At 71.3% G+C, this 22,842-nt stretch carries 20 protein-coding genes, 1 pseudogene and 1 riboswitch; of the genes and pseudogenes, 14 read left to right on the top strand and 7 right to left on the bottom strand.

All coding sequences use genetic code 11. The features are described from left to right. Positions 1-27 precede the first annotated feature (27 nt). On the bottom strand, positions 28-1,047 hold the full coding sequence (locus OG747_RS20430) for a thaumatin family protein (RefSeq protein ID WP_405880768.1): 1,020 nt from the start codon (positions 1,045-1,047) through the stop codon (positions 28-30). 359 nt (positions 1,048-1,406) lie between these two features. Between OG747_RS20430 and OG747_RS20425 the strand changes: the two genes are divergently transcribed. Then, positions 1,407-3,446 carry a flavin monoamine oxidase family protein gene (locus OG747_RS20425; protein ID WP_405880767.1) on the top strand — a complete coding sequence of 680 codons (2,040 nt, stop codon included), beginning with the start codon at positions 1,407-1,409 and terminating at the stop codon, positions 3,444-3,446. 182 nt (positions 3,447-3,628) lie between these two features. Here the strand turns inward: OG747_RS20425 and OG747_RS20420 are convergent, their stop codons facing one another. From OG747_RS20420 to OG747_RS20410, 3 genes are all read right to left on the bottom strand, one after another. Then, on the bottom strand, positions 3,629-3,889 hold the full coding sequence (locus OG747_RS20420; protein WP_405880766.1) for a Txe/YoeB family addiction module toxin: 261 nt from the start codon (positions 3,887-3,889) through the stop codon (positions 3,629-3,631). 10 nt (positions 3,890-3,899) lie between these two features. Continuing rightward, positions 3,900-4,157, bottom strand: coding sequence for a type II toxin-antitoxin system Phd/YefM family antitoxin (locus tag OG747_RS20415; protein WP_405880765.1), 258 nt, complete (start codon positions 4,155-4,157; stop codon positions 3,900-3,902). Positions 4,158-4,320: 163 nt separating this feature from the next. After that, the gene (locus OG747_RS20410) at positions 4,321-5,541 is read right to left on the bottom strand and encodes a pyridoxal phosphate-dependent aminotransferase (protein ID WP_405880764.1); all 1,221 of its coding nucleotides are present in this window, start codon (positions 5,539-5,541) and stop codon (positions 4,321-4,323) included. A gap of 920 nt (positions 5,542-6,461) precedes the next feature. Here OG747_RS20410 and OG747_RS20405 point away from each other — a divergent pair. The 7 genes from OG747_RS20405 to OG747_RS20375 all read left to right on the top strand — a co-directional run bounded on the left by OG747_RS20405 (position 6,462) and on the right by OG747_RS20375 (position 14,088). Then, positions 6,462-6,983 (top strand): DUF2617 family protein, encoded by a 522-nt coding sequence (locus tag OG747_RS20405; RefSeq protein ID WP_405880763.1) that lies wholly within the window; start codon positions 6,462-6,464, stop codon positions 6,981-6,983. A 214-nt stretch (positions 6,984-7,197) separates the two neighbouring features. Continuing rightward, positions 7,198-8,841: a polyamine aminopropyltransferase gene (locus OG747_RS20400; protein ID WP_405880762.1), complete on the top strand. Its 1,644-nt coding sequence runs from the start codon at positions 7,198-7,200 to the stop codon at positions 8,839-8,841. A 68-nt stretch (positions 8,842-8,909) separates the two neighbouring features. Next, on the top strand, positions 8,910-9,782 hold the full coding sequence (locus OG747_RS20395) for an SRPBCC family protein (protein ID WP_405880761.1): 873 nt from the start codon (positions 8,910-8,912) through the stop codon (positions 9,780-9,782). Between the two features lie 181 nt (positions 9,783-9,963). After that, complete coding sequence (locus OG747_RS20390; RefSeq protein ID WP_405880760.1) at positions 9,964-10,752, top strand: aldose 1-epimerase; 789 nt, start codon at positions 9,964-9,966, stop codon at positions 10,750-10,752. A 10-nt stretch (positions 10,753-10,762) separates the two neighbouring features. Further along, positions 10,763-11,311: an orotate phosphoribosyltransferase gene (gene pyrE, locus OG747_RS20385; RefSeq protein ID WP_329365972.1), complete on the top strand. Its 549-nt coding sequence runs from the start codon at positions 10,763-10,765 to the stop codon at positions 11,309-11,311. 186 nt (positions 11,312-11,497) lie between these two features. Beyond that, on the top strand, positions 11,498-12,520 hold the full coding sequence (gene fbaA, locus OG747_RS20380) for a class II fructose-bisphosphate aldolase (protein ID WP_405880759.1): 1,023 nt from the start codon (positions 11,498-11,500) through the stop codon (positions 12,518-12,520). A 68-nt stretch (positions 12,521-12,588) separates the two neighbouring features. Beyond that, positions 12,589-14,088, top strand: a complete 1,500-nt coding sequence (locus OG747_RS20375) for an MFS transporter (protein WP_405880758.1) — start codon at positions 12,589-12,591, stop codon at positions 14,086-14,088. A gap of 117 nt (positions 14,089-14,205) precedes the next feature. Here OG747_RS20375 and OG747_RS20370 read toward each other — a convergent pair whose 3' ends face one another. Continuing rightward, positions 14,206-14,625: a DUF3151 domain-containing protein gene (locus tag OG747_RS20370; RefSeq protein WP_405880757.1), complete on the bottom strand. Its 420-nt coding sequence runs from the start codon at positions 14,623-14,625 to the stop codon at positions 14,206-14,208. Positions 14,626-14,627: 2 nt separating this feature from the next. Here OG747_RS20370 and OG747_RS20365 point away from each other — a divergent pair, with 2 nt between their 5' ends. The 4 genes and pseudogenes from OG747_RS20365 to OG747_RS20350 form a co-directional block, all read left to right on the top strand. Continuing rightward, positions 14,628-14,759: a hypothetical protein gene (locus OG747_RS20365; RefSeq protein WP_405880756.1), complete on the top strand. Its 132-nt coding sequence runs from the start codon at positions 14,628-14,630 to the stop codon at positions 14,757-14,759. Positions 14,760-14,848: 89 nt separating this feature from the next. Then, positions 14,849-15,028, top strand: a riboswitch (M-box (ykoK) riboswitch). A 316-nt stretch (positions 15,029-15,344) separates the two neighbouring features. After that, positions 15,345-16,691 (top strand): magnesium transporter MgtE N-terminal domain-containing protein, encoded by a 1,347-nt coding sequence (locus tag OG747_RS20360; protein ID WP_405880755.1) that lies wholly within the window; start codon positions 15,345-15,347, stop codon positions 16,689-16,691. Then, positions 16,688-17,989, top strand: coding sequence for an NRAMP family divalent metal transporter (locus OG747_RS20355; RefSeq protein ID WP_405880754.1), 1,302 nt, complete (start codon positions 16,688-16,690; stop codon positions 17,987-17,989). Before OG747_RS20360 ends, OG747_RS20355 begins: the two co-directional genes overlap by 4 nt. Before the next feature lie 51 nt (positions 17,990-18,040). Beyond that, positions 18,041-18,451 (top strand): annotated as a pseudogene (locus OG747_RS20350) (cation diffusion facilitator family transporter); the annotation flags it as partial. 27 nt (positions 18,452-18,478) lie between these two features. Here the strand turns inward: OG747_RS20350 and OG747_RS20345 are convergent. Then, on the bottom strand, positions 18,479-19,597 hold the full coding sequence (locus tag OG747_RS20345) for a magnesium and cobalt transport protein CorA (RefSeq protein WP_405880753.1): 1,119 nt from the start codon (positions 19,595-19,597) through the stop codon (positions 18,479-18,481). Between the two features lie 250 nt (positions 19,598-19,847). Here OG747_RS20345 and OG747_RS20340 point away from each other — a divergent pair, with 250 nt between their 5' ends. Together OG747_RS20340 and kynU are read left to right on the top strand one after the other, a co-directional pair. Continuing rightward, the gene (locus tag OG747_RS20340; protein WP_405880752.1) at positions 19,848-20,696 is read left to right on the top strand and encodes a tryptophan 2,3-dioxygenase family protein; all 849 of its coding nucleotides are present in this window, start codon (positions 19,848-19,850) and stop codon (positions 20,694-20,696) included. Positions 20,697-20,778: 82 nt separating this feature from the next. Next, complete coding sequence (kynU, locus tag OG747_RS20335) at positions 20,779-21,972, top strand: kynureninase (protein WP_405885612.1); 1,194 nt, start codon at positions 20,779-20,781, stop codon at positions 21,970-21,972. A gap of 129 nt (positions 21,973-22,101) precedes the next feature. Here kynU and OG747_RS20330 read toward each other — a convergent pair whose 3' ends face one another. Next, positions 22,102-22,758 carry a TetR/AcrR family transcriptional regulator gene (locus OG747_RS20330; protein WP_405880751.1) on the bottom strand — a complete coding sequence of 219 codons (657 nt, stop codon included), beginning with the start codon at positions 22,756-22,758 and terminating at the stop codon, positions 22,102-22,104. Positions 22,759-22,842: the final 84 nt, after the last annotated feature.

The following is a 22,842-nucleotide window of genomic DNA, read 5'->3' as shown; positions in this document are numbered from 1 at the left end:
TGGTCACCGGCTCCAGCCCCCTCCGGGTCATGGGCTGACGCCCCAGGTGACGCGGTAGCCGCACTCTCCGGAGCAGGTGAACACGCTGGTCGCGTCGTCGTTGACGTAGGAGTAGGCGTTGGGGTCGGCCGCCTTGAACACCGCGGCGGAGTTGACGGGCCACGAGGACGGCACGCACTGGGGGCGAGCGGCGTAGGCGCCGGTGCAGCAGGTCTGGTCCGTGTTGAACACCAGGCAGGCGCTCAGGCACGCGACGACATGGCCGTCCCGGACGCGCTGGAGCTTCTTCGGGCAGGTCGCGCTGGTGTCCTTGACGCACCCCGCCGCGGTGCAGCCGTTGGCGTCGATCTTGTCGGTGGAGCTGCCGCCGTAACTGTTGATCCACATCGGCAGGTTGTAGCCCTCGACCTGGCTGACGTCGTAGAAGTCCATGCCGTTCCAGGCGTTGAGGTTGAACTCGGCGAGGGTGGAGGGGAATTCGCCCCAGGTCGAGCCGCACTGGAAGTGGCCGCAGCCGCCACTCAGGCAGTTGCCGTTGCCGGCGGCGTCGAAGGAGCAGCCGGTGCGGGCCCAGAGGCGGACGTCCCAGTGGTCGGGGATGGCGAAGCTCAGGCTGGCGCCGGGGCGCAGCACCCAGCCCGTCGCTTCGACGGGGTGTTTGGGGTCGGCGGCGATGGCGGGCCAGATGGTCTGGTTGAGGCGGTTGATGAGGGTGATGGTGCGTTTGCCGGGGGTTTTGGCGGCGGTCGTCGGCTGCTTTGCCGTGCGGGAGGGGGAGGCGGTGGCGGAGGGCGAGGTGCGGGGCGTGGCGTGCGGGCTCGCCGAGCGGGACGGTGACGTCTTCGGCGAGGAGCTGCTGAGGGGGGTGGCGGTGGCCGTCGTACGGGGCGTGGCCGAGGGGTCGGCGGCGACGGCGCGGTGTGCCGATGCGGGGCCCGACTGCATACGGGCCAGCACCACGCCGGTCACCAGGGCGAGGCACGTGAAGAGTACGGCGGCGGTGGCGGCCAGGCCGGAGAACCGGCGGCGCCGGCGGCGATGGTGCATGTCACAAGACTCCTGTCCGTTCCCACGGGCGTGGGGCTTCCATAGGGGAGACCGGAGTGGTTCGTGCGGGATAACGGAAACGGGTGTGGCTGGGGAGCTGCAGCCGGCGGAGCTTTGCCGTGCCGCTTGAGGGCGTGCCAGCAGGCAGCAGGCAGCAGGGAGCAGGGAGCAGGGAGCAGGGACAGCGCGCGGCGCGAACCGCGGGCCTTCGGCCGCCGGGCGCGTGCGGGCGCGCGCGGAAGCATCTGTTCCGCGCGCGTGCGCTACGGGCGGGGGAGTCGAGCCCCCGCGCTCGCACGTTCGGGTGACCATTGATCATCTCTTGTCCACGGCACTCTGGCGGGCCCTATCCAGGACGTATGCATGAACTCCGCACCGCAGCCAGCCAACCGCCGTTGTCCCGGCGGCGTTTCACGACCGCCGCCGGCACGGCCGCCGGCGTCACCGTCCTCGGACTGGGCACCGCCGACCCGGCCACCGCGGCACCGGCCGCCCCTGCCGCTCCCGCCGTCCCGGGGCAGGCCCCCTGCCCGTCCCGCTCCACCGCCGACTGGGACACCTGTCTTGCCGTCGCCCGCGCGCTGCTGGTCGTCGACGCCCACGACAGGCCCCTCGTACCGACGTACGAGAAGATCCTCGGTTCCGGGCTGCCCCGCGCCCGGGCCAAGGCCGCCAAGAAGGTCCTGGTCGTGGGCGCTGGTCCGGCCGGCCTCGTCGCCGCCTGGCTGCTCAAGCGCGCCGGACACCACGTGACGCTGCTGGAGGCCAACGGCAACCGGGTCGGCGGACGTATCAAGACCTTCCGTACCGGTGGCCACGAGCACGCCGCGCAGCCGTTCGCGGATCCGCGGCAGTACGCGGAGGCCGGCGCCATGCGTATCCCCGGCAGCCACCCGCTGGTAATGCACCTGATCGAGCAACTCGGTGTCAAGAAGCGCCCGTTCTACCTCGTCGACGTCGACGGATCCGGCAAACCCGTCAACCACGCATGGCTGCACGTCAACGGCATCCGCGTACGCCGCTCCGATTACTCCAGATCCCCCCGCCGCGTCAACCAGTCCTTCGGAGTACCCCGCAAGTACTGGGACACGCCCTCCTCCAAGATCCTCGGCGATGCCCTCGACCCCGCACGCGACGAGTTCAGCACGGTCGGGCCGGACGGCAAGCGCGTCGACAAACCCATGCCGGAGCGGGTGCAGGGCTGGGCACGGGTCGTCCAACGCTACGGCGACTGGTCCATGTACCGGTTCCTGACCGAACAGGCCGGTTTCGACGAGCGCACCATCGACCTGGTCGGCACCCTGGAGAACCTGACCTCGCGGCTGCCGCTGTCCTTCGTCCACAGCTTCATCAGCCAGTCCCTGATCAGCCCGGACACCGCCTTCTGGGAGCTGGTCGGCGGCACGGCGACACTCCCGGACGCGCTGCTGCGGCAGGTGTCCGACGTGCTGCGCCGCGACCGGCGCGCCACGCACATCGAGTACTGGGACGCCGACCGACAGCACGAGCCCGGTGCCGACGACACCTCGCACGTGCGCCGGGACGGCGCGCACGTGTGGATCGACACCGTGTCGGAGGGCCGCGACGGCAAGGTGGTGCGCGAGCAGTTCACCGGTGACCTGGCGATCGTCACCGTGCCGTTCTCCGGGCTGCGACAGGTGCAGATCAGCCCGCTGATGGCATACGGCAAGCGCCGTGCCGTCGCCGAGCTGCACTACGACAGCGCGACCAAGGTGCTGCTGGAGTTCAGCCGCCGCTGGTGGGAGTTCACCGAGGCTGACTGGAAACGCGAACTCGACGCCGTACGGCCTGGGTTGTACGACGACTACCTGCGCGGCAAGGCGCCCGCCGACGGCAGCCTGCTCGGGGCGCACCCCTCGGTGCCGCGCGGCCACATCAGCCCGGCACAACGCGCGCACTACGCCGCCAACCGCTGGATCGGCCGCGACCAGCCCGAGGCTGCTCACATCACCGGCGGCGGGTCGGTCTCCGACAACTCCAACCGCTTCATGATCAACCCGTCGCACCCTGTCCCTGGCAGCAAGGGAGGCGTCGTCCTGGCCGCCTACTGCTGGGCTGACGACGCCTCCCGCTGGGACTCCTTCGACGACGAGGCCCGTTACCCGTACGCCCTGCGCGGCCTGCAACAGGTCTACGGACAGCGGGTGGAGGTTTTCTACACCGGTGCAGGCCGCACCCAGAGCTGGCTGCGCGATCCGTACGCGTACGGTGAGGCGTCCGTTCTGCTCCCCGGCCAGCACACCGAACTCCTCGGGCACATCCGCGCCCCCGAGGGCCCGCTGCGCTTCGCCGGGGACCACACCTCGGTCAAGCCGTCGTGGATCGAGGGTGCCGTCGAGTCCGGCGTACGGGCGGCACTGGAGGTGCACCTGGCCTAGGGCCTAGTGGCTCCGGGCTTTGGCGGCGCCCGGGCAGCCCTCACCGTCGCGTCGGCCGGCTCGCCCACCGGCGTTACCGAGCAATCCGTCTCCGCCTCAGGAGAAGCCCTTGGCCGTTACCGCCGAGCCCGCGCCGCGTGATGCTGGGGCCGGCAGAGGCTGTGCTCGCTCCTTGAGCCCTGTCAGCTTTCGTAGTGGTAGCGGCACTGTGCGATCAGGACGGTGTCTTCGGTGGCCTTGTAGATCAGTCGGTGTTCGTCGTTGATGCGGCGTGACCAGTAACCCTGGAATCCGTGCTTGAGCGGTTCCGGTTTGCCGATCCCCTCGTTGCCGTTCCGGGCGATGTCCGCGATGAGTGTGTTGATGCGCTTCAGGATCTTCCGGTCCTGAAGCTGCCACCACACGTAGTCCTCCCAGGCACGGGAGGAGAAGGTGATCTTCAACTCGCCGCCTCTATTCGTCGCCGGCCAGCTCGCGCACGGTACCGCCGCCGTTTTCCAGTTCGTCGATGGACGCGAGCAGGCGCCGGGCGTTCGCCGGGCTTCGCAGCAGGTACGCCGTCTCCTTCAGGGACTCGTAATCCTCAAGGGAGACGATGACGACCGGCTCATGTCCGGCCCGGGTGATAACGACCTCTTCGCGGTCGTCGGTGACGGAGTTGAGCACTTCGGCATACCGCGCGCGCGACTCGGAATACGTCATGGTCTTCACGATCGGCCCTCCTTCGACGTACAAGAAACTGTACGTCGCCCCTTGTGCTGCGGCAAGCGCCAGAATGACGGCCGGGACCGGGCGGTCTCCGGTGCGAAAGTTCCGGGCGGGTGAGGTAGGGCAGGCGACGAGGAATGCGACGACCGGCCCCGTAGGACGGCGGTCAGAGCGCGAACGCCTTGCGGAGCCTTTCCGTCGCGTCCATCAGCACCTCGGTGCGTTTGCAGAATGCGAACCGGACATAGGGGGCGCCCGCTGCGGTGTGGTCGTAGAAGACCGCGTTGGGGATCGCGACCACACCCGCGCGCTGCGGGAGGGAGCGGCAGAAGGCGATGCCGTCGCTCTCGCCGAGGGGGCGGATGTCGGTGGTGATGAAGTACGTGCCGGCCGGGCGGAAGACCGTGAAGCCCGCCGCCTCCAGGCCACCCGCCAGTAGGTCGCGCTTGGCCCGCATATCGGCGCGGAAGGCGTCGAAGTACGAGTCCGGGATGCGCAGCGCCTCGGCGATCGCGTACTGGAAGGGGCCCGACGCGACGTACGTCAGGAACTGCTTGGCGGAACGCACGGCGGAGGTGAGTTCTTGGGCCGCGGTCACCCACCCGACCTTCCACCCCGTGAAGGAGAAGGTCTTCCCGGCCGAGCCGATGGTGACCGTGCGCTCCCGCATCCCCGGGAAGGAGGCCAGCGGCAGGTGCTCGGCGTCGTCGAAGACGAGGTGCTCGTACACCTCGTCCGTGATGACAAGGAGATCCCGCTCGACGGCGAGCGCCGCGATCTCGCCGAGTTCCTCGCGGGTGAGGACGGTGCCGGTCGGGTTGTGCGGGGTGTTGATCAGCAGCAGCCGGGTGTTGTCCGTGACCGCGTCGCGCAGCTCGTCGAGGTCGAGCCGGAAGCGCCGGTGGGTGACTCCGTCGCGGGTCTCCTCGTGCGGGCGCAGGGTGACCGGGATCCTGGTCCCGCCCGCCATCGCGATGCTCGCCGCGTACGAGTCGTAGTACGGCTCCAGGGCGATGACCTCGTCACCGGGCTCGACCAGCGCGAGCAGTGCGGCGGCGATGGCCTCCGTGGCGCCGGCCGTGACCAGCACCTCGCGGTCCGGGTCGTACGACAGCCCGTACCGGCGCTTCTGGTGCGCGGCGATCGCCGTACGCAGCTCGGGCACGCCCGGGCCCGGCGGGTACTGGTTGCCGCGCCCGTCGCGCAGCGCCCGCACGGCCGCCTCCCGGATCTCCTCGGGCCCGTCCGTGTCGGGGAAGCCCTGCCCGAGGTTGATCGAGCCGGTGCTCAGGGCCAGGGCCGACATCTCGGCGAAGATCGTCGTGCCGAACTCGGCGAGTCGGCGGTTGAGCAGGGGGCGGCGGCCGTTGGAGGTCATGCCGGTCATCCTGCGCCGAAGCTCTCGACTTCCTCAACTCTGCTTTGGCCGGTGAGGCCGGAGGGCATCCCCCCGTCACGCAAGAAGCGAGGCGCCCACGGGGGGTCGCTTCGGGGGAACGAAAGGAGGGTGACGCCATGATCATCGGCATCATCCTGGCAGTCGTCTGCATTCTGTTCGTCGTGTCGTTCAGGGCCGCCGCTCGCAGCCGGAAGAAGGTCGGGCTGTCGAAGGGCTCGCGGGGCTCGGTGGGGAGCGGCCGCCGCTCGCGCCGCGGTTCCTCGGACAGCTCCGGCAGCTGGTGGGCCGGCGGGGGGAGCGGGGGCGCCGCGTCCTGCGGCAGCGGTTCGTCCGGCGGGCACCACGGCGGCCACTCGTGCGGGGGGCACTCGTCGTGCGGGGGCGGCTCGTCCTGCGGAGGCGGGTCGTCGTGCGGGGGCGGCGGATGCGGTGGAGGCAGCTGACAGGGGCAACTGACACGGGGCAACGGACATGGGGCAACGGACATGGGGCAACTGACATGGGGCAACTGACATGGGGCAACTGACACGGGGCAGCTGAGCTTCGCGGGGGAACGCATGCGCGGCGCGCGGAAGTGCCCGTCGGGAAACGGTTCCCGACGGGCACTTTCGCGCGCTGACGGCGCGCTTCGGGAGACCGCGCCCGGCGCTCACTCTCGCGCGCCCCGCGCACGCCGTGGTTGAACAGTTGAACTGTGGAGCCCTCGGGGGGATGGAAACCCTACGAAGTTGGGTAAAAACGCTGTGGCGGCGCCACAGTTCATGATTCCCTCTAAATCACCAACGCAGCCCTCGGATCGTCCCTTCCTGACAGGGCAGACCGGGCTGACCGGGCCGATCCTCCGGTGCCGACCGGACCGGGTGCGCCGGACCCCCACCTCACTTTTTGCGTGCTAGCGGAGCCGACCCATGCTCACGACCCTGAACACCTCGTACACCGACACGCGTGCGGCCGACCTCGCCTGGGCCCTGGGCCGCGAACCGCTTCCCGCGCTCGCCACCCTCGACCTCGAACTCGACGGAGCCAGACTGCAGTTGCGGCTCCTCGGCGCGTCCCACCAGGTCCTCCTGGAGGAGGAGCGGGGCAGCTGTTCGGAGACGGTGGCGTGCATCGCCGGCAGCAGTACGCCGCTTCCGCTCGGGGTGGCCAAGCGGGTCGGCGACTGGGAGTACGAGTTCGCGGCACGCGTGGAAACCCTGTCCCGCGGGTCCTTCGCGGGGCGTGCGCAGGAGCTGCTGGCCCTGGTCTCCGACCATCCCCACGGTCTCGCGGGCGTCTTCCCCGGCAGCCCGCACGCCTTCACCGCACTGCTCGCCCAGCGCTACCAGGGGCAGGTCCACTGGCGTACGTGGCATGCGTACCCGCAGGACGGGCAGTTGGTGGCGACGCGGACGAGGGTGGGGGTACGGGTGACGGCGACGGCGCGTTGAGGGCGGGGTTCCCTGGCGGGTTCTTCGGCTGCGGGTGGGTGCGGGGCTGGTCGCGCCCACGCGGCGAAGCCGCACAGTGTCACAGCCCCGCACCCCTGACGGGGCGCAGCCCCCAGGGGGCGGTCACATCGACGCCGGGTGTTACACATCAGGGTCGCACTTCCACACGTGTGGGTGACGAAGCGTCGTGCCAGCGTGACGTAGCGTTCCACGGGTGATCGAACCGCACGCGCCTGCTCCCCCCGGCGCGCCGCCGCCCTGGCGCGTCCAGGGCCAGGCGCGGCTGCCCGTCCGCCCGGGCACAGGGCGGTTCCTGGTCCTCGCGGGCGTATTCGTCTGCGCTGCCTGTGGACTCGTGTACGAACTCGAACTCGTCGCCCTCGCCTCGTACTTGATCGGCGACTCGGTCACCCAGGCCTCCGTCGTCCTGTCCGTGATGGTCTTCGCCATGGGCATCGGCTCCCTCGCCGCGAAACGCCTGCGCCTCCGCGCCGCGGCCGGTTTCGGCGCGGTCGAGGCGGCGCTCGCCCTGGTCGGCGGCTGCAGCGCGATGGCGCTGTACGCGGTGTTCGCGTGGACCGGCGACTGGGGCGGCGTATGGGCGAGCGGGTCGCGCTGTCTGCTGGCCGCCTTCTCCCTGGCCATCGGCCTCCTCATCGGCGCCGAAGTCCCCCTCCTCATGGAGCTGATACAGCGCATCCGCCGCCAGGACCCGGGTGGAGCGGTGGCGGACCTCTTCGCGGCGGACTACGTCGGCGCCCTCGTCGGCGGTCTGGCCTTCCCCTTCCTCCTGCTCCCGCTCCTCGGGCAACTGGAGGGCGCGCTGCTCACCGGTACGGTGAACGCGCTGGCCGGCGGCGGCCTCGTACTGGGCCTGTTCCACAGGGACTTGAGCAGACGCGAACGCTGGGTCCTGCTGATGGCCAACCTCCTGGTCCTCGGCCTCCTCGCCACGGCCGCCGCCCACGTCGACGACTTCGAACGGGCGGCCCGGCGCGCCGTCTACGGCAAGGACGTACGGGTCGCCCTGCGGACCGGCGTCCAGGAGGTCGTCCTCACCGGCGGGACGCACGGCCGCCCGCTCGACCTCTTCCTCGACGGCCGCCTGCGGGACAGCGGCCGCGACGAGCACCGCTACCACGAGGCACTGGTGCACCCCGCCATGAACGGACCGCACGCGCGCGTGCTCGTCCTCGGCGGCGGTGACGGACTCGCGACCCGCGAGGTACTGCGCCACCCGGGCGTGCGCAGCGTCGACGTGGTCGAACTCGACCCCGGAGTGGTGCGGCTGGCGCGCAGCGACCCGGCCCTGTCCGCACTCAACGGGCACGCGTTCGGCGACCGGCGCGTGCACGTGTTCACGTCCGACGCCTTCAGCTGGCTGCGCGGCGCCTCATCGACGTACGACGTGGTCATCTCGGACCTGCCGGACCCCGGGATCACAGCGAGTACGAAGCTGTACTCGCAGGAGTTCTACGGCCTCGCGCGCCGCGTCCTCGCCCCCGACGGCCGCCTGGTGGTCCACGCGGGCCCGGTCTCCTCCCGCCCCCGCGTCTTCTGGACGGTCGAGTCCACGCTCCGGGCGGCCGGCCTGCGCACCGCCCCCTACTGCGTCGGCGGCCGGGACTCCGGCTTCGCGGCCGGCCCCGACCGCACGGCGGGCGCGTCGCGCGCCCCCCACGACTGGGGCTTCGTCCTGGCCTCCGCCATGGGCACGCCACTGCGCCTCGACCCGCACGGCCCACGCCTGCGCACGCTCACGCAACCCGCCCTCACCGCCGCCGCCCGCACCGCCGCCCGCACCCGCGTCCCCGGTCTGCGGCCCTCCACGCTGATCCATCCGCGCTACGCCGACTGAGACGACGGACGGGCGAATCCCGGGATACGAAGGTGCGGTGCGGGCCGGTCTGGGTAGGCTCGGCCGACATGGAGCATGAGGTGTTCGTTCCGGTTTCGGCCGAGCGGCTGAGGGAGGCGCTGGCCGATCCCGTACGGGTGGCCCGGGCGGTCCCCGGCCTCCAGCAGGACGCGGGGACACCGCCCGTCTCCGGGCGCCTGAAGGTCCGCGTCGGCGGCCACACCATCACCTACCGCGGGGCGGTCCGGGTCACCGCCCGGGACGACGGTTCGTACGCCGTCGAGGGCGACGCCACGGAGGCGCGCGGCCCGGGCACGGTGAAACTCGCCCTCACCATCGCTTTCGCCCCCTCCGACGGCGGCACGACCGTCACCTTCACCGGAACCACCACGGCGGACGGCCGCGTGGCGGAAATCCCCCCGGACGCGGTCTCCGCGGCCACGGGGCGCCTGCTGACCCGGTTCGCGGAGAACTTGGCGGGAGCGACGGGTGAGACAGGAGCGACGGGTGTGACGGGAGCGGCAGAGGTGCCTGGGGCCACGGGTGCCGCCGAGGCGGGCGAGGGTGAGGGCGAATTCGAGGGCGAGGGTGAGGACGAGGCTGCGGACGGCGGGGCTGAACCTGAGGCCGAGGAGTTGACCTCCCCCTCCCCCTCCGTCTTCGACGCCGAAATCCCTGCCGAGGAGGGCGAACCGGCTCCGGTTTCCGCGGGCCGTGCGAACAGGGAGGACGCCATGGCGGAGGCGGCGCACGCGCGACGGACGATGATCGGCCGCAGTGCGGAGGAGGTGGACCATGCCCCGCCGCGCGGTCGCTACGCCCCCGTGCCGGCGCCGGAGGCCACCGCGGCCCGCGCGACGCTCCGCTGGGCGGCTCCCGCCGCGGCCGTGGCCCTGGCGTCGGCGATCGCCGTCACCCGAGCCCTCCGCAAGCGCCGCTGACCCGTGCCGGGGTGAGGCTTTCAGGGGTACGGGGCTGTGACATTGTGCGGCTCCGCCGCGTGGGCGCGAGCAACCCCCACCCACCCGCAGCCGAAAAACGACCCCGGGGGACGCCAGGGACGCCAGGGGCGGCGGGGACGGCGGGGGCGGACAAGGAATGCGGCCCAGTAGGGTCGACTCCGTGAGTAACGAAGACATCACGCTGACCGCGGGCGACGCGGAGGTGACCGTCACGCCGAGCAACGGCGGACGGGTCGGCAGTCTACGAGTCGGCGGCGTCGAACTGCTGCGGCAGGGCGCGAAGTTCGGCTGCTTCCCCATGGTCCCGTGGTGCGGACGCATCCGCGACGGCCGCTTCCTGGACGGCCCCACCGTCCGGCAGATGCCGCTCAACTCCCCACCGCACGCCATCCACGGCACGGCAAGGGACGGCGCCTGGCGCACCGCCCGATCCGGCAAGGACGAGGCCGTGATCACGTACGACCTCGTGGACCCCTGGCCCCACCCCGGCCGCGTCACCCAGGCCTTCACCCTGGCCGAGGACGCCTTCACGCTCACCATGTCCGTGGAGACGTACGGCTCCTCCTTCCCCGCCCAGATCGGCTGGCACCCGTGGTTCAACAGGACCCTGGGCCAGGAGGACGCCCAGGTCGACTTCACCCCGACCTGGCAGGAGGAGCGCGGCGAGGACCACCTCCCCACCGGCCGACGGATCGATCCGAAGCCCAGCCCCTGGGACGACTGCTTCGGCATGCCCGACGGAGTCGACGTCACGCTCACCTGGCCGGGTCAGCTGGAGCTGAAGGTCGCCAGCCGGGAGGAGTGGGTGGTGGTGTACGACGAGCAGGAGGCAGCCGTGTGCGTAGAGCCGCAGACCGGCCCGCCCAACGGGCTGAACACCCACCCCCGCCTGGTCACCCCCATCGAGCCCCTGGAGGCGGCCACGACCTGGAGCTGGCGGCGCCTCTAAGCTGGCGGACATGAGTGACGTACGTGGCGCGCTGCTGCAGCAGATCAAGGACAAGGCCGTGGTGCACGGCAAGGTGACCCTCTCCTCGGGTCTGGAAGCCGACTATTACGTGGACCTGCGCCGGATCACGCTGGACGGTGAGGCCGCGCCGCTCGTCGGGCAGGTGCTGCTCGACCTCACGGCCGAGCTGGACTTCGACGCGGTGGGCGGGCTGACCATGGGCGCCGACCCGGTGGCCGCGGCCATGCTGCACGCGGCCGCCGCGCGCGGAAAGCGACTCGACGCCTTCGTCGTGCGGAAGGCCGCCAAGGCGCACGGCCTGCAGCGCCGCGTCGAGGGCCCGGAGATCAAGGGCCGGCGCGTGCTCGTGGTCGAGGACACCTCGACCACCGGCGGCTCCCCGCTCGCCGCCGTGGAGGCGGTGCGCGAGGCCGGTGCCGAGGTCGTCGGCGTGGCGACCATCGTCGACCGGGCGACCGGCGCGGCCGAGAAGATCGAGGCGGGCGCCGGGGTGCCCTACCTCTTCGCCTACTCCAAGGACGAGTTGGGCCTGGACTAGCTCACCCGGCACGGGACCCCGCCGCACTCGGGGTCCCGTATGGCGGACAGGGTGTCTGGAGCATCCGGTCAAGTCTGGAAAGATGGGGACGACGATGACGTCGCCCCCCTAGGTCAGGGCCGAAAGTACCAGTCCCGTCGTATCGCAGCAGCGGTACGCAGACCCGCACATACAAGGAGCGGACAGATGCCCATCGCAACTCCCGAGGTCTACAACGAGATGCTCGACCGGGCGAAGGCAGGCAAGTTCGCCTACCCGGCCATCAACGTGACCTCCTCCCAGACCCTGCACGCTGCACTGCGCGGCTTCGCGGAGGCGGAGAGCGACGGCATCATCCAGATGTCCACCGGTGGCGCGGAGTTCCTCGGCGGCCAGTACAAGAAGGACATGGTGACCGGCGCCGTCGCGCTCGCCGAGTTCGCGCACGTCGTCGCCGCCAAGTACGACATCACCGTCGCGCTGCACACGGACCACTGCCCCAAGGACAAGCTGGACACGTACGTCCGTCCGCTGCTCGACATCTCCGCCGAGCGCGTCGCCAAGGGCGAGAACCCGCTCTTCCAGTCGCACATGTGGGACGGCTCCGCCGAGACCCTCGCCGACAACCTGGCCATCGCCCAGGAGCTGCTCGCGAAGGCCGCCGCCGCGAAGATCATCCTTGAGGTCGAGATCACCCCGACCGGTGGCGAGGAGGACGGCGTCAGCCACGAGATCAACGACTCCCTCTACACCACGGTCGAGGACGCGTTCCGCACCGTCGAGGCCCTCGGCCTGGGCGAGAAGGGCCGCTACCTGCTGGCCGCGTCCTTCGGCAACGTGCACGGCGTCTACAAGCCCGGCAACGTCGTGCTGCGCCCCGAGCTCCTGAAGGAGCTGAACGAGGGCGTCGCCGCCAAGTACGGCAAGCAGTCCCCGTTCGACTTCGTCTTCCACGGCGGCTCCGGCTCCACGGTCGAGGAGATCGCCACCGCGCTGGAGAACGGCGTCGTGAAGATGAACCTCGACACCGACACCCAGTACGCCTTCACGCGCCCCGTCGTGGACCACATGTTCCGCAACTACGACGGTGTCCTGAAGGTCGACGGCGAGGTCGGCACGAAGTCGAAGTACGACCCGCGCACCTGGGGCAAGCTCGCCGAGGCGGGCATGGCGGCGCGCGTCTCCGAGGCGTGCGTGGCGCTGCGCTCGGCGGGCACCAAGCTCAAGTAGTCACCGAGGTTCGTACGAGTAAGGGCTCGGCGCCCCCGCGGTGCCGGGCCCTTCCGTATGCTCCACGTATGGCTGCCCCTCCGCAGGAGAAACCGGCCGTACGGATCTCCACCCCCACCGGCAAATGGATCCTGCTGACCACCGTCCTCGGCTCCAGCATGGCCATGCTGGACTCGACGGTCGTCAACGTCGCGCTGCCCACGATCGGCCGTGACCTGAACACGGGTCTCGCGGCACTCCAGTGGACCGTGAACGCGTACATGCTGACCCTCGCGGGCCTGATCCTGCTCGGCGGTTCGCTCGGCGACCGCTACGGACGGCGCAAGATCTTCGTCCTCGGCGTGGTGTGGTTCGCCTCCGCCTCGCTGCTGTGCGGGCTCGCGCCGAGCGGGGGCGTGCTGATCGCGGCCCGCGCCCTGCAGGGAGTCGGCGGCGCCCTGCTCACCCCCGGCTCGCTCGCGCTCATCCAGGCCTCCTTCCACCCGGACGACCGGGCCAGGGCCGTCGGCCTGTGGTCGGGCTTCGGCGGCGTCGGCGCGGCGATCGGCCCGTTCCTGGGCGGCTGGCTGGTGGACGGCCCCGGCTGGCGCTGGGTCTTCCTGATCAACCTCCCGGTGGCGCTGATCTGCGCCCCCATCGCCCTGCGTCACGTCCCCGAGTCGGCGGACGGCCGTACGCACAGCCGGGGCTTCGACGTGCTCGGCGCGGCCCTGGGCGCCCTGGCGCTCGCGCTGGTGACGTACGCCCTGATCGAGGCCACGAGCGGTTCGGTACTCGTCTGGGTGTCGGCGGTCGCGGGCGTGGCGGCCGGGGTGGCCTTCGTGTACGTCGAGCGGAGCCGCCCCGATCCGATGATGCCGCTGGACATCTTCGCGTCGCGCCAGTTCACGGCGGTCAATCTCGTCACGCTGTGCGTGTACGCGGCGTTCGGCGGCTTCTTCTTCCTGACCGCGCTCCAGCTCCAGGTAGTGGCGGGTTACTCGGCCCTGCGTGCCGGTACGGCGCTGCTGCCCACGACCGTCCTGATGCTGCTCTTCTCCGCCCGCTCCGGCGAGCTCGCCCAGCGCATCGGCCCGCGCATCCCGCTCACCGTCGGCCCGCTGCTGTGCGCGACGGGCATGCTGCTCATGCTGCGGGTGGGCCCGAACGCCTCGTACCCCACCGATGTGCTCCCCGCGCTGCTGGTGATGGGCGCGGGCATGGTGACCCTGGTCGCGCCCCTGACCGCGACCGTCCTGGCCTCCGTGGACGCCGGGCGGGCGGGGCTGGCCAGCGGGATCAACAACGCGGCGGCCCGGGCGGCCGGGCTGATCGCGGTGGCCGCGCTGCCGCTGCTGACCGGGATGGGCCCGGAGGCGTACCGCTCGGCGGACGCCTTCGACGCCGCCTTCCGGCGCGCGATGCCGCTGTGCGCGGGCGTGCTCGTCGTCGGCGCGGTGCTGGCCTTCGCGACCGTACGCCGCCCCGCGCCCGACTGCCGGCACCCCGAGTGCCTCAGGTACGGCAACGTGACAGCGCCACCGCTGGAACCCGGCCCGAAGATCTCGGGCGCGCTTCCGGACGCCTGACCCGAGTGCAACACCCGAGTGCAACACCCGAGTGCTACATGTGATCGTGTACTCCGTGCCGCTGCCGTTTTCTGAGGGGCAGCGGCACGGACGTCCTGACGCCGTTGACGGCCGTGACTACCGCTTCAGCTCGGCGTATGCCTCGGCGCTGCTGTCCTGCAGGAACTGCCGGCAACGCTCCGCCTCGTCCTTCTCGTTGATCTCCCCGGCGGCGCGGGCGAGGGCGCCCAGGCAGCGCAGGAACCCGCGATTGGCGCGGTGGCTCCAGGGGATGGGGCCGTGTCCCTTCCATCCGGCCCTGCGCAGGGCGTCCAGGCCGCGGTGATAGCCGGTGCGCGCGTAGGCGTACGACTCGACCACTCGCCCCGCCTCGAAGGCGTCGTCGGCGAGCATCGCCCAGGCGAGCGAGAACGTGGGGTGCTTCGCCGCGACCTCGACCGGAGGCTGGGACTCCTCGCCCAGCAGGCGGTACGCCTCTTCGTTCTCCGGCAGGTACGTCGGCTCCGGGCCGCCGAGCAGGTTCTTGTGAGTCGTCATGGATGCAGTCTGCCACTTGCGGCCAGGCGTTCGGGACGTCTCATCGGGCGCCCCGGCAGCACCTGCGGCGGGGTCTGATCGACACCTTCGTCGCCGAGGAGGGCACCGAGACCGGGGCCACTCAAGGGGCGTGATCCAGAGCCCGGGACGATGCCCGTGGTCAAGGGCTGGTCATGGATTGGGCGGCAGGGTCGGCCGAGGCGTACTCTTGCGGCGGTTTGAACAGACACCTCGTTCGGTGAGGCGTCTTCACGGACACAGGCCACTGATCCCACCCGTCGAGAGACGCTCCGGATCAGGACAGGTCTCCCCGGCCCAAGGGGTGACCCCAAGTGGCTTCCCCGCGCTCCTCGCGCGGGGACACGCCGTGGAGTGCCAAAGCTCTGACGAGTTGGGGTGTGCCGGGCCATCCGTCCCGGTTTCCCCTTGCCGCGCCGCCACGACGTCCGTCCCGTGGCGAGGACCGGGAGGAGGCGTGATGGACAGTAGTCCGGGCCATAGTCGGCCCTTCCCCACGTTGTCCTCGCCGTCCTTCCGCGACCCGGGACAGCCCCTCCTCACCTGACCCACCCACCCGCCCGACCTGTTCCGGCGGGACGTCTGGCGTGTGTACGCGCGGCGCATCGCCGCCGGTCACCAGGGGTACCGTCCCGTGCCGCCTTGCCGCCCCGCCATGCCGGGGCAAGGGGGTGTTCACCTTGGCCACCAACACTCGGCTCATGTCCACCACGGCCCGCCTGCGCGACCGCAGGGTCCAGCTGGAACGGCGCGCGACCGCCTCCAAGGCGGTCCGCACCTCGCTGGTCTCGCTGGCCGGGCTGATCGGCGCGCCGGTCACCAACCAGTCCGGGGAGGAGGTCGGCCGCGTCGTGGATGTGGTCGCCCGCCTGTACGGCCCTGAGCCCTACCCGCCGGTCACCGGCCTGATCATCCGCATCGGACGGCGGCGCGCGTTCCTGGCCGCCGACGCGATCGGCAAGGTCCAGGCCGGACGCGTCCGCCTCACGACCGCCCGGGTGGACCTGCGGGACTTCGTCCGCCGCCCCGGCGAGGTGCTGCTCGCCCGGGACGTGCTGGACCACCAGCTCGTCGACGTCGACGGCGTGCAGGTCACCCGCGCCGCCGACCTGTACCTGGCACCGCTGGTCGACAAGGTGGTGCTGGTCGGTGTGGACGTCGCCCTGCCCACCCTGCTGCGGCGGCTGGGCCCGCGCCGCTGGCAGGCCCGGCCGACCCCGGAGCGGGTGCTGGACTGGCAGGCCATCGCCCCGTTCGCCGAACGGGCCACCGACGGCCCCGCCGAGGTACGGCTGCGCGCCTCCCGCTCGGCGCTGCACCGCCTGCGCCCCGCCGACCTCGCCGACATCCTCGAAGACCTCGGCCGCAGCGAGCGCCAGCAGCTTCTGGGCTGGCTGGAGCCGGAGCAGGCCGCCGACGCGCTGGAGGAAATGGAACCGGCCGAGCTGGAGAACCTGCTCCGCGAGGCCCGACCCGAGCACGCCGCCCGGCTCGTGGACGAGATGGAACCGGACGAGGCCGCCGACGCCCTGCGCGACCTCAGCCCCGACGAACGCGAAACCCTGCTCACCCGTATGCCCACCACCGAAGCCGCCGAGCTGCGCCGGCTGCTGACCCACCGCGAGGGCACCGCCGGCGGCGCGATGACCACCCTGCTGGTCACCGCGACGAAGGACCGGACCATCGCCCAGGTACGGGCCGAACTGGCCGCCCAGGCCGAACACCGCACCGAGATCGACGCGGTCGCCGTGCTCGACGAAGACGGCCGACTCGTCTGCGACATTTCCCTGTTCGACGTGGCCGTGGCCGAGGACACCGCCTCGGTGGCCGACCTGGTGGCGTGGCTGGCCCAGTTCGGCCCGCCCGCCGTCGTGCACCCCGACACCCGTCTGTCCGAGGCCGCCGACCAACTGGTCGCCGCCCGCGCCTCCTCCCTCCTCGTCGTCGACGACGAGGAGCGCCCGCTGGGCCGGATCCTGGCCGACGACATCCTCGACGCCGTACTGCCCGAGCGCGGCCGCCTGCACTTCCGGAGGTTCCTGCAGTGACCCGCGACCTCGACACCACCATGGACGCGGCCACCGGGGCGGTGCCCGCGCCCGCCGCCCGCCGAAAGGGCCTGCGACGCCTGGCCGTCGTTGCGACGATCGCCGGACCGGGCCTGGTCGCCGCGAACGCCGGCAACGACGCCGCGGGCATCGCCACCTACGCCTCCGCCGGATCCCAGTTCGCCTACGGAACGTTGTTCTTCATGGTGCTGGTCACCATCGCCCTCGTGATGGTCCAGGAGATGGCGGTCCGGCTCGGCGCGCACACCGGCAAGGGCCTGGGTGCCCTGATCCGCGAACAGTTCAGCCTCCGCCTGACCGCGCTCGCGGTGTTCTGCCTGCTGCTGGCCAACACCGGCCTGGTCGTGAGCGAGTTCGCGGGAATCGGCGCCGCCTTCGAACTCCTCGGCGTGCCGAAATGGGCGGTCATCCCGCCGGCCGCCCTGATGCTCTGGTCGCTGGTGCTGTTCGGCTCCTACCGCTGGGCGGAGCGCATCTTCCTGATCATGTCGCTGGCGTTCTTCGCCTACCCCATCGCCATGATCCTCGGCCACCCCCACTGGGGCGCTGTCGGCCGGCACCTCGTCGTCCCGCACATGGAACCGAGCAAGGACTTCATCCTCCTCGCGGTCGCGCTGATCGGCACCACCGTCAGCCCCTATATGCAGTTCTACGCCGCTGCGGGCGTCGTCGACCGCGGTGCCAAGCCCGAGGACTACCGCCTGATCCGGGCCGACGCGATCCTGGGCGCCGTCTTCGCCTGCGTCATCAGCCTGACCATCATCATCGCCACCGCCTCCGCCATCGGCGGCACCGGCCCGCTCACCTCCGCCGCCGAAGCCGCCAAGGCCCTCGAACCGGTCGCCGGACAGAGCGCTGAACTCCTCTTCGCCCTCGGCCTGATCGGCGCCTCCGCCCTCGCCGGCGCAGTGGTGCCGCTGTCCGCCAGCTACGCCATAGGCGAGGCCGCGGGCGTGGAACGTTCGGTCTCCCGGAGTTTCCGCGACGCCCCGCTGTTCCTCGGCCTGTTCACCGCCCAGATCGCCCTCGGCGCGATCGTCGCCCTCACCCCGGTCAACGTCATCCAACTCCTCATCGGCACCCAGGTCCTCCAGGGCCTGATCAGCCCCATCGTGCTGGTCTACCTGCTGGTCCTCACCAACCGCCGCTCCCTGCTCGGCCCGGCGGCCAACAGTCCGCGCTACCGCATCGCCGCCACCACCGTGGTCGTCGGCGTGGCCGGGATGTCCACCATCCTGCTCGTCCAGACCCTCCTCGGCTGGTTCGGCCTCGGCTGACCCCGCCCCGTACCCGGGCATGTTCCCGCGCCACAGCCGGGGGCTGCTCGCCTCTGCCGAGAGTGGGTGGCCCGCTACCGCATCCGCACCGGCCGCAGGATCGGCTCCGCCGCCCTGGTCGCCGACGGCCTGCACGCCCGCACCGATGGCTTCACCTCCCTGGCCGTCCTCCTCGGCGCAGGCGGTGTCGCGATCGGCTGGCGGTGGGCGGACCCGGTCGTCGGCCTGCTGATCACCGTCGCGATCCTCCTGGTGCTCAAGGACGCCGCCCGCGAGGTCTACCGCCGACTGATGGACTCCGTCGACCCCCATCTGACCGTGATCCAGGCCCACGAGGTGGCGGTCGCCGCCGAGCACGCGCTCATCCACGCCGTACCGCGGCTGACCGCCGCCACCGTCCACACGGACCACCTGCCGCACGGCACCGACCCGCACGGGGTCCTGGCCCACCACAGTGCATGACCTGCGCGACGCGGATGCCGACCGGTGTCACAGCCAGCCGTTGCGCTTGAAGCCCCGGTGGATGAGGAAACAGGCGACCGCGATGACGGTGAGGGCGAGCGGGTAGCCGAAGCGCCAGTGGAGTTCGGGCATGTTGTCGAAGTTCATGCCGTACACGCCGCACACCATCGTCGGTACGGCGATGATCGCGGCCCAGGCCGTGATCTTCCGCGCGTCCTCGTTCTGGGCGACGGTCACCTGGGCGAGATGGGCCTGGAGGATGGAGTCGAGCAGGGCGTCGAAGGCGGTGATCTGCTCCGTGGCGCGGGCCAGGTGGTCGGCGACGTCACGGAAGTACGTCCGTATCTCGGGTGGAACGGTGCCGATGGGCTCGGTGGCCAGCAACTGGAGAGGGCGACCGAGGGGGACCACGGCCCGCTTGAGTTCCAGGAGTTCGCGCTTGAGCTGGTAGATGCGGCCGGCGTCGGCCACCTTGGAGCCCTGAGGGGAGAAGACGTCCGTCTCGACTTGGTCGAGGTCGTTCTGAACGGCGTCGGTGACGGTCAGGTAGTCGTCGACGACATGATCGGCGATGGCGTGCAGCACGGCGGCAGGGCCCTTGGCGAGCTGCCCGGGTTCGGCTTCGAGGTCTTCGCGCAGGGGGCCGAGGGACCCGTGTCGGCCGTGCCGGACGGTGACGACGAAGTCGGGGCCGGCGAAGACCATGATCTCGCCGGTGTTGACGACCTCGCTGGTGGCGGTCAGTTCCTCGTGCTCGACGTAGGCCACCGACTTGAAGACGGCGAACAGGACGTCGCCGTACTGCTCGACCTTGGGCCGCTGATGAGCCGTGACGGCGTCCTCGACGGCGAGTGGGTGCAGGCCGAACAACTCGGCGATCCGCGCGAACTCCGTCTCGGTGGGCTCGTGCAGGCCGAGCCAGACGAAGCCGTGACCGCGACCGTGGCCGTGGTTGTGGCCGTGTTTGCGCACCCGGGCAACGGATTCCTCCACCGTGGGCGCGGCCTCCTGACGGACGCCGTCGCGGTAGATGACGCAGTTGACCACGGTGGAACCGAGCGGAGAGCGGGCCGGGTGGCTGAGGTCCACGCGTCGCCCCCGTCGTCCGATGCGGGCGACTTTGCGCAGGTTGCCGACCATCGACATACAGGACTCCTTCACCGGGTCCGGTCAGTGTGCCAGGAGGCGGCAAGGCGAACGTCAGCGCCTGCCGGCGCTGGGCTGAGGCCGGGTTCTCGCGGGCCATGTGGTCCACCTGGTCGATGTGACCGGGCGGACCGCTGCGGACCTTGCGGTTTCGGGGGACGATTGTGGAGGATGCCCGGTGGGGACCGGGGCCCCCTGTCGATAACGGCAGGGGCGGACCGCTACCCGGAGTACGCATCAGGAGACAGCGATGTCGTCCCATCAGGCTCAGCCCGCAGCGGCTCAGGAGCCCGAGACCCCGCATCTCGACTTCCACGGCACGACCCCGTACGAGGACTACGTACAGGCGGACGTCCTGACCCACCTCCAGCACACCCGCTCCGACGACCCCGGAGAGATGGTCTTCCTGGTGACCACCCAGGTCATGGAGCTGTGGTTCACGGTCATCGTCCATGAGTGGGAGACCGCGGCGAACGCGCTCCGCGAGGACCGGGTGCCGGTCGCGGTGGCTGCGCTGAAGCGGTCCGTACGGGAGCTGGAGGCGCTGAACGCGTCCTGGCGGCCGCTCGCCCAGCTCACCCCCGCCCAGTTCAACTCCTACCGCTCGGCCCTCGGCGAGGGCTCCGGATTCCAGTCCGCGATGTACCGCCGGATGGAGTTCCTGCTCGGCGAGAAGTCCGCCTCCATGCTGGTCCCGCACCGGGGCGCGCCGCGCGTCCACGCGGAGCTGGAGAAGGCCCTGCACGAGCCGAGCCTGTACGACGAGGTGCTGAGGCTGCTCGCGCGGCGCGGCCACGCGATTCCGGCCGACGTCCTGCGGCGGGACGTATCCCTGCGCTACGAGCAGTCGCCGGAGGTGGAGGCGGCGTGGACGTCCCTGTACGCGGGCGACGAGCACGACGAACTCGCCCGCCTCGGTGAGGCGTTGACGGACGTCGCCGAGCTGGTGTGGCGATGGCGCAACGACCATCTCGTCGCGACGCGCCGCGCGATGGGCGCGAAGGCGGGCACGGGCGGCTCCGCCGGGGTGGCCTGGCTGGAGAAGCGGGCGCAGAAGAACGTGTTTCCCGAGCTGTGGACGGCGAGGTCTCATGTCTGAGGTGTCCGAGGTGTCCGAGGTGTCCGAGGTGTCCGAGGTGTCCGAGGTGTCCGAGGTATCCGAAGTGTCTGAGCTGCCTGAGCTGTCTGAGCTGCGCGGTAGGGCCGCGGAGCTGGATGCTTCCGACGACCTCGCCACACTGCGCGCACAGTTCGTACTGGACGACGTGGTGTACCTGGACGGGAACTCGCTCGGCGCGCTCCCGGCGTCCGTCCCCGGCCGGGTCGACGACGTCGTACGCCGGCAGTGGGGCGAACTCCGTATCCGCTCCTGGGAGGAGAGCGGCTGGTGGACGGCGCCGGAACGGATCGGCGACCGGATCGCGCCGCTGGTAGGGGCGGCGCCGGGGCAGATCGTGGTCGGCGACTCCACGAGCGTGAACGTCTTCAAGGCCCTGGTGGGAGCGGTCCGCCTGGCCGCTCTGTCCTCCGACGGGCGTAACGAGATCATCGTCGACGCGACGACGTTCCCGACGGACGGCTACATCGCGGCGTCGGCGGCCCGCCTGACAGGCTGCGAACTACGCCCGTTGGACCCGGCGGAGGTGCCCGGCGCGCTGGGCCCCCGCACGGCGGCGGTCCTCCTGAACCACGTCGACTACCGCACCGGCCGCCTGTACGACCTCCCGGCCCTCACGTCCGCGATCCACGACGCGGGCGCCCTGGCGGTCTGGGACCTGTGCCACAGCGCGGGCGCGCTTCCGGTGGACCTGGACGCCCACGGGGTGGACCTGGCGGTCGGCTGCACGTACAAGTACCTGAACGGAGGCCCGGGCTCCCCGGCGTACCTCTACGTCCGCGCCGACCTCCAGCCCCGCTTCGACTCCCCGCTCCCCGGCTGGAACTCCCACGCCGACCCCTTCGGCATGAGCCCGGCCTACGAACCGGCCCCGGGCGCCCTGCGGGGCCGTGTCGGCACGCCCGACATCCTCTCGATGCTGGCCCTGGAGGCCGCGCTGGAGGTGTGGGAGGGCGTCTCGATCGAGTCCGTCCGCACCAAGTCCCTGGCTCTGACCGACTTCTTCCTGGAGTGCGTCTCGGCGTACGTCCCCGAGGGCCGGGTCGAGTCGGTGACCCCGTCCGCCCACGCGGAACGGGGCAGCCAGGTCGCCCTGCGGTGCGCGGACGCGGGCGAGGTGATGAAGCGCCTGATCGAACGCGGCGTGGTCGGCGACTTCCGCCACCCCGACATCCTCCGCTTCGGCTTCACCCCGCTGTACGTGGGCTTCGGGGACGTGGAACGGGCGGCGCGGGTGCTGGGGGAGACGGTGGGGTAGATATCGGCGTTTCCCCGCTCCTCAAACGCCGGGGCGCAGCCCCGGCGGGGTCTGGGGCGGAGCCCCAGAAGGATGGGACGGGTAGGGGCGGCGGGGCGAGATCACACTCCCGCCGACCCCCACGCCGGTTCACCCCCTGACGACGTACACCCCCGCCACCGCAGCCGCGAACGCCGCCTCCGCCGCCCGCTCAGCCGCAGCCTCGTCCGGCACCACCCCGGCCGTCAGCAACGCGTAGTACAGCGGCGCCGACACCGCCCGCACCACCCCCGCCGCATCGGTCCCCGCAGGCAACTCCCCCCGAGCAACCCCCTCCTCGACACACGGCACCCACTCACCCACCCGCACGTCATAGAACCGCCGCAACGCCTCCGCCGTACGCGAGTCGCACGTCGCCGCAGCGATCACCGCCCGAAACAGCGCCCCCTGCCGAGGATCGGCCAACGTCCGCCGCACCAGCGCGGCATTGGCCCGCAGATCACCGAGCACGGACCCGGTCTCCGTCCGTGGCAGCGACTGCTCCGCCATGTCACTCAGCAGATCGGAGACCAGCCCGCTCACCGACCCCCACCGCCGGTACACCGTCGTCTTGCCGACCTCCGCACGCCGCGCCAGATCGGCGAGATCGAGATGCGCGAACCCCTGTTCGGCAAGCACGTCCCCCGCGGCACGCAACACGGCGGCACGGACACGGGCGGTACGCCCACCCGGACGTACGGTGCCGGGCTCGGCGGGTCCCACGGTGCGGGGCTCGGCGGGTCCCACGGTGCCGGGCTCGGCGGACATGCGGGACTCCTTCGCGGTGATGTTCAGGCTGTTCAGGGTGGCTTCACGCTGTTCAGGGTGGCGTTCACGGCCGTGCGCGCCACC

Origin of the sequence: Streptomyces sp. NBC_01384, from assembly GCF_045040035.1 — a bacterium.
Taxonomy (GTDB): Bacteria; Actinomycetota; Actinomycetes; order Streptomycetales; family Streptomycetaceae; genus Streptomyces.
This window is presented reverse-complemented; position numbering and strand designations above follow the sequence as displayed.

What these genes read in the sequence shown, in the direction of transcription:
- OG747_RS20405 (WP_405880763.1), top strand. Translation starts at nt 6,462, where the DNA reads ATGCTCACGACCCTGAACACCTCGTACACCGACACGCGTGCGGCCGAC.
- OG747_RS20340 (WP_405880752.1), top strand. Translation starts at nt 19,848, where the DNA reads ATGTCGTCCCATCAGGCTCAGCCCGCAGCGGCTCAGGAGCCCGAGACC.
- OG747_RS20430 (WP_405880768.1), bottom strand. Translation starts at nt 1,047, where the DNA reads ATGCACCATCGCCGCCGGCGCCGCCGGTTCTCCGGCCTGGCCGCCACC.
- OG747_RS20395 (WP_405880761.1), top strand. Translation starts at nt 8,910, where the DNA reads ATGGAGCATGAGGTGTTCGTTCCGGTTTCGGCCGAGCGGCTGAGGGAG.
- OG747_RS20360 (WP_405880755.1), top strand. Translation starts at nt 15,345, where the DNA reads ATGTCCACCACGGCCCGCCTGCGCGACCGCAGGGTCCAGCTGGAACGG.
- OG747_RS20425 (WP_405880767.1), top strand. Translation starts at nt 1,407, where the DNA reads ATGCATGAACTCCGCACCGCAGCCAGCCAACCGCCGTTGTCCCGGCGG.
- fbaA (WP_405880759.1), top strand. Translation starts at nt 11,498, where the DNA reads ATGCCCATCGCAACTCCCGAGGTCTACAACGAGATGCTCGACCGGGCG.
- OG747_RS20330 (WP_405880751.1), bottom strand. Translation starts at nt 22,758, where the DNA reads ATGTCCGCCGAGCCCGGCACCGTGGGACCCGCCGAGCCCCGCACCGTG.
- OG747_RS20365 (WP_405880756.1), top strand. Translation starts at nt 14,628, where the DNA reads ATGCAGTCTGCCACTTGCGGCCAGGCGTTCGGGACGTCTCATCGGGCG.
- pyrE (WP_329365972.1), top strand. Translation starts at nt 10,763, where the DNA reads ATGAGTGACGTACGTGGCGCGCTGCTGCAGCAGATCAAGGACAAGGCC.
- OG747_RS20410 (WP_405880764.1), bottom strand. Translation starts at nt 5,541, where the DNA reads ATGACCGGCATGACCTCCAACGGCCGCCGCCCCCTGCTCAACCGCCGA.
- OG747_RS20375 (WP_405880758.1), top strand. Translation starts at nt 12,589, where the DNA reads ATGGCTGCCCCTCCGCAGGAGAAACCGGCCGTACGGATCTCCACCCCC.
- OG747_RS20370 (WP_405880757.1), bottom strand. Translation starts at nt 14,625, where the DNA reads ATGACGACTCACAAGAACCTGCTCGGCGGCCCGGAGCCGACGTACCTG.
- OG747_RS20345 (WP_405880753.1), bottom strand. Translation starts at nt 19,597, where the DNA reads ATGTCGATGGTCGGCAACCTGCGCAAAGTCGCCCGCATCGGACGACGG.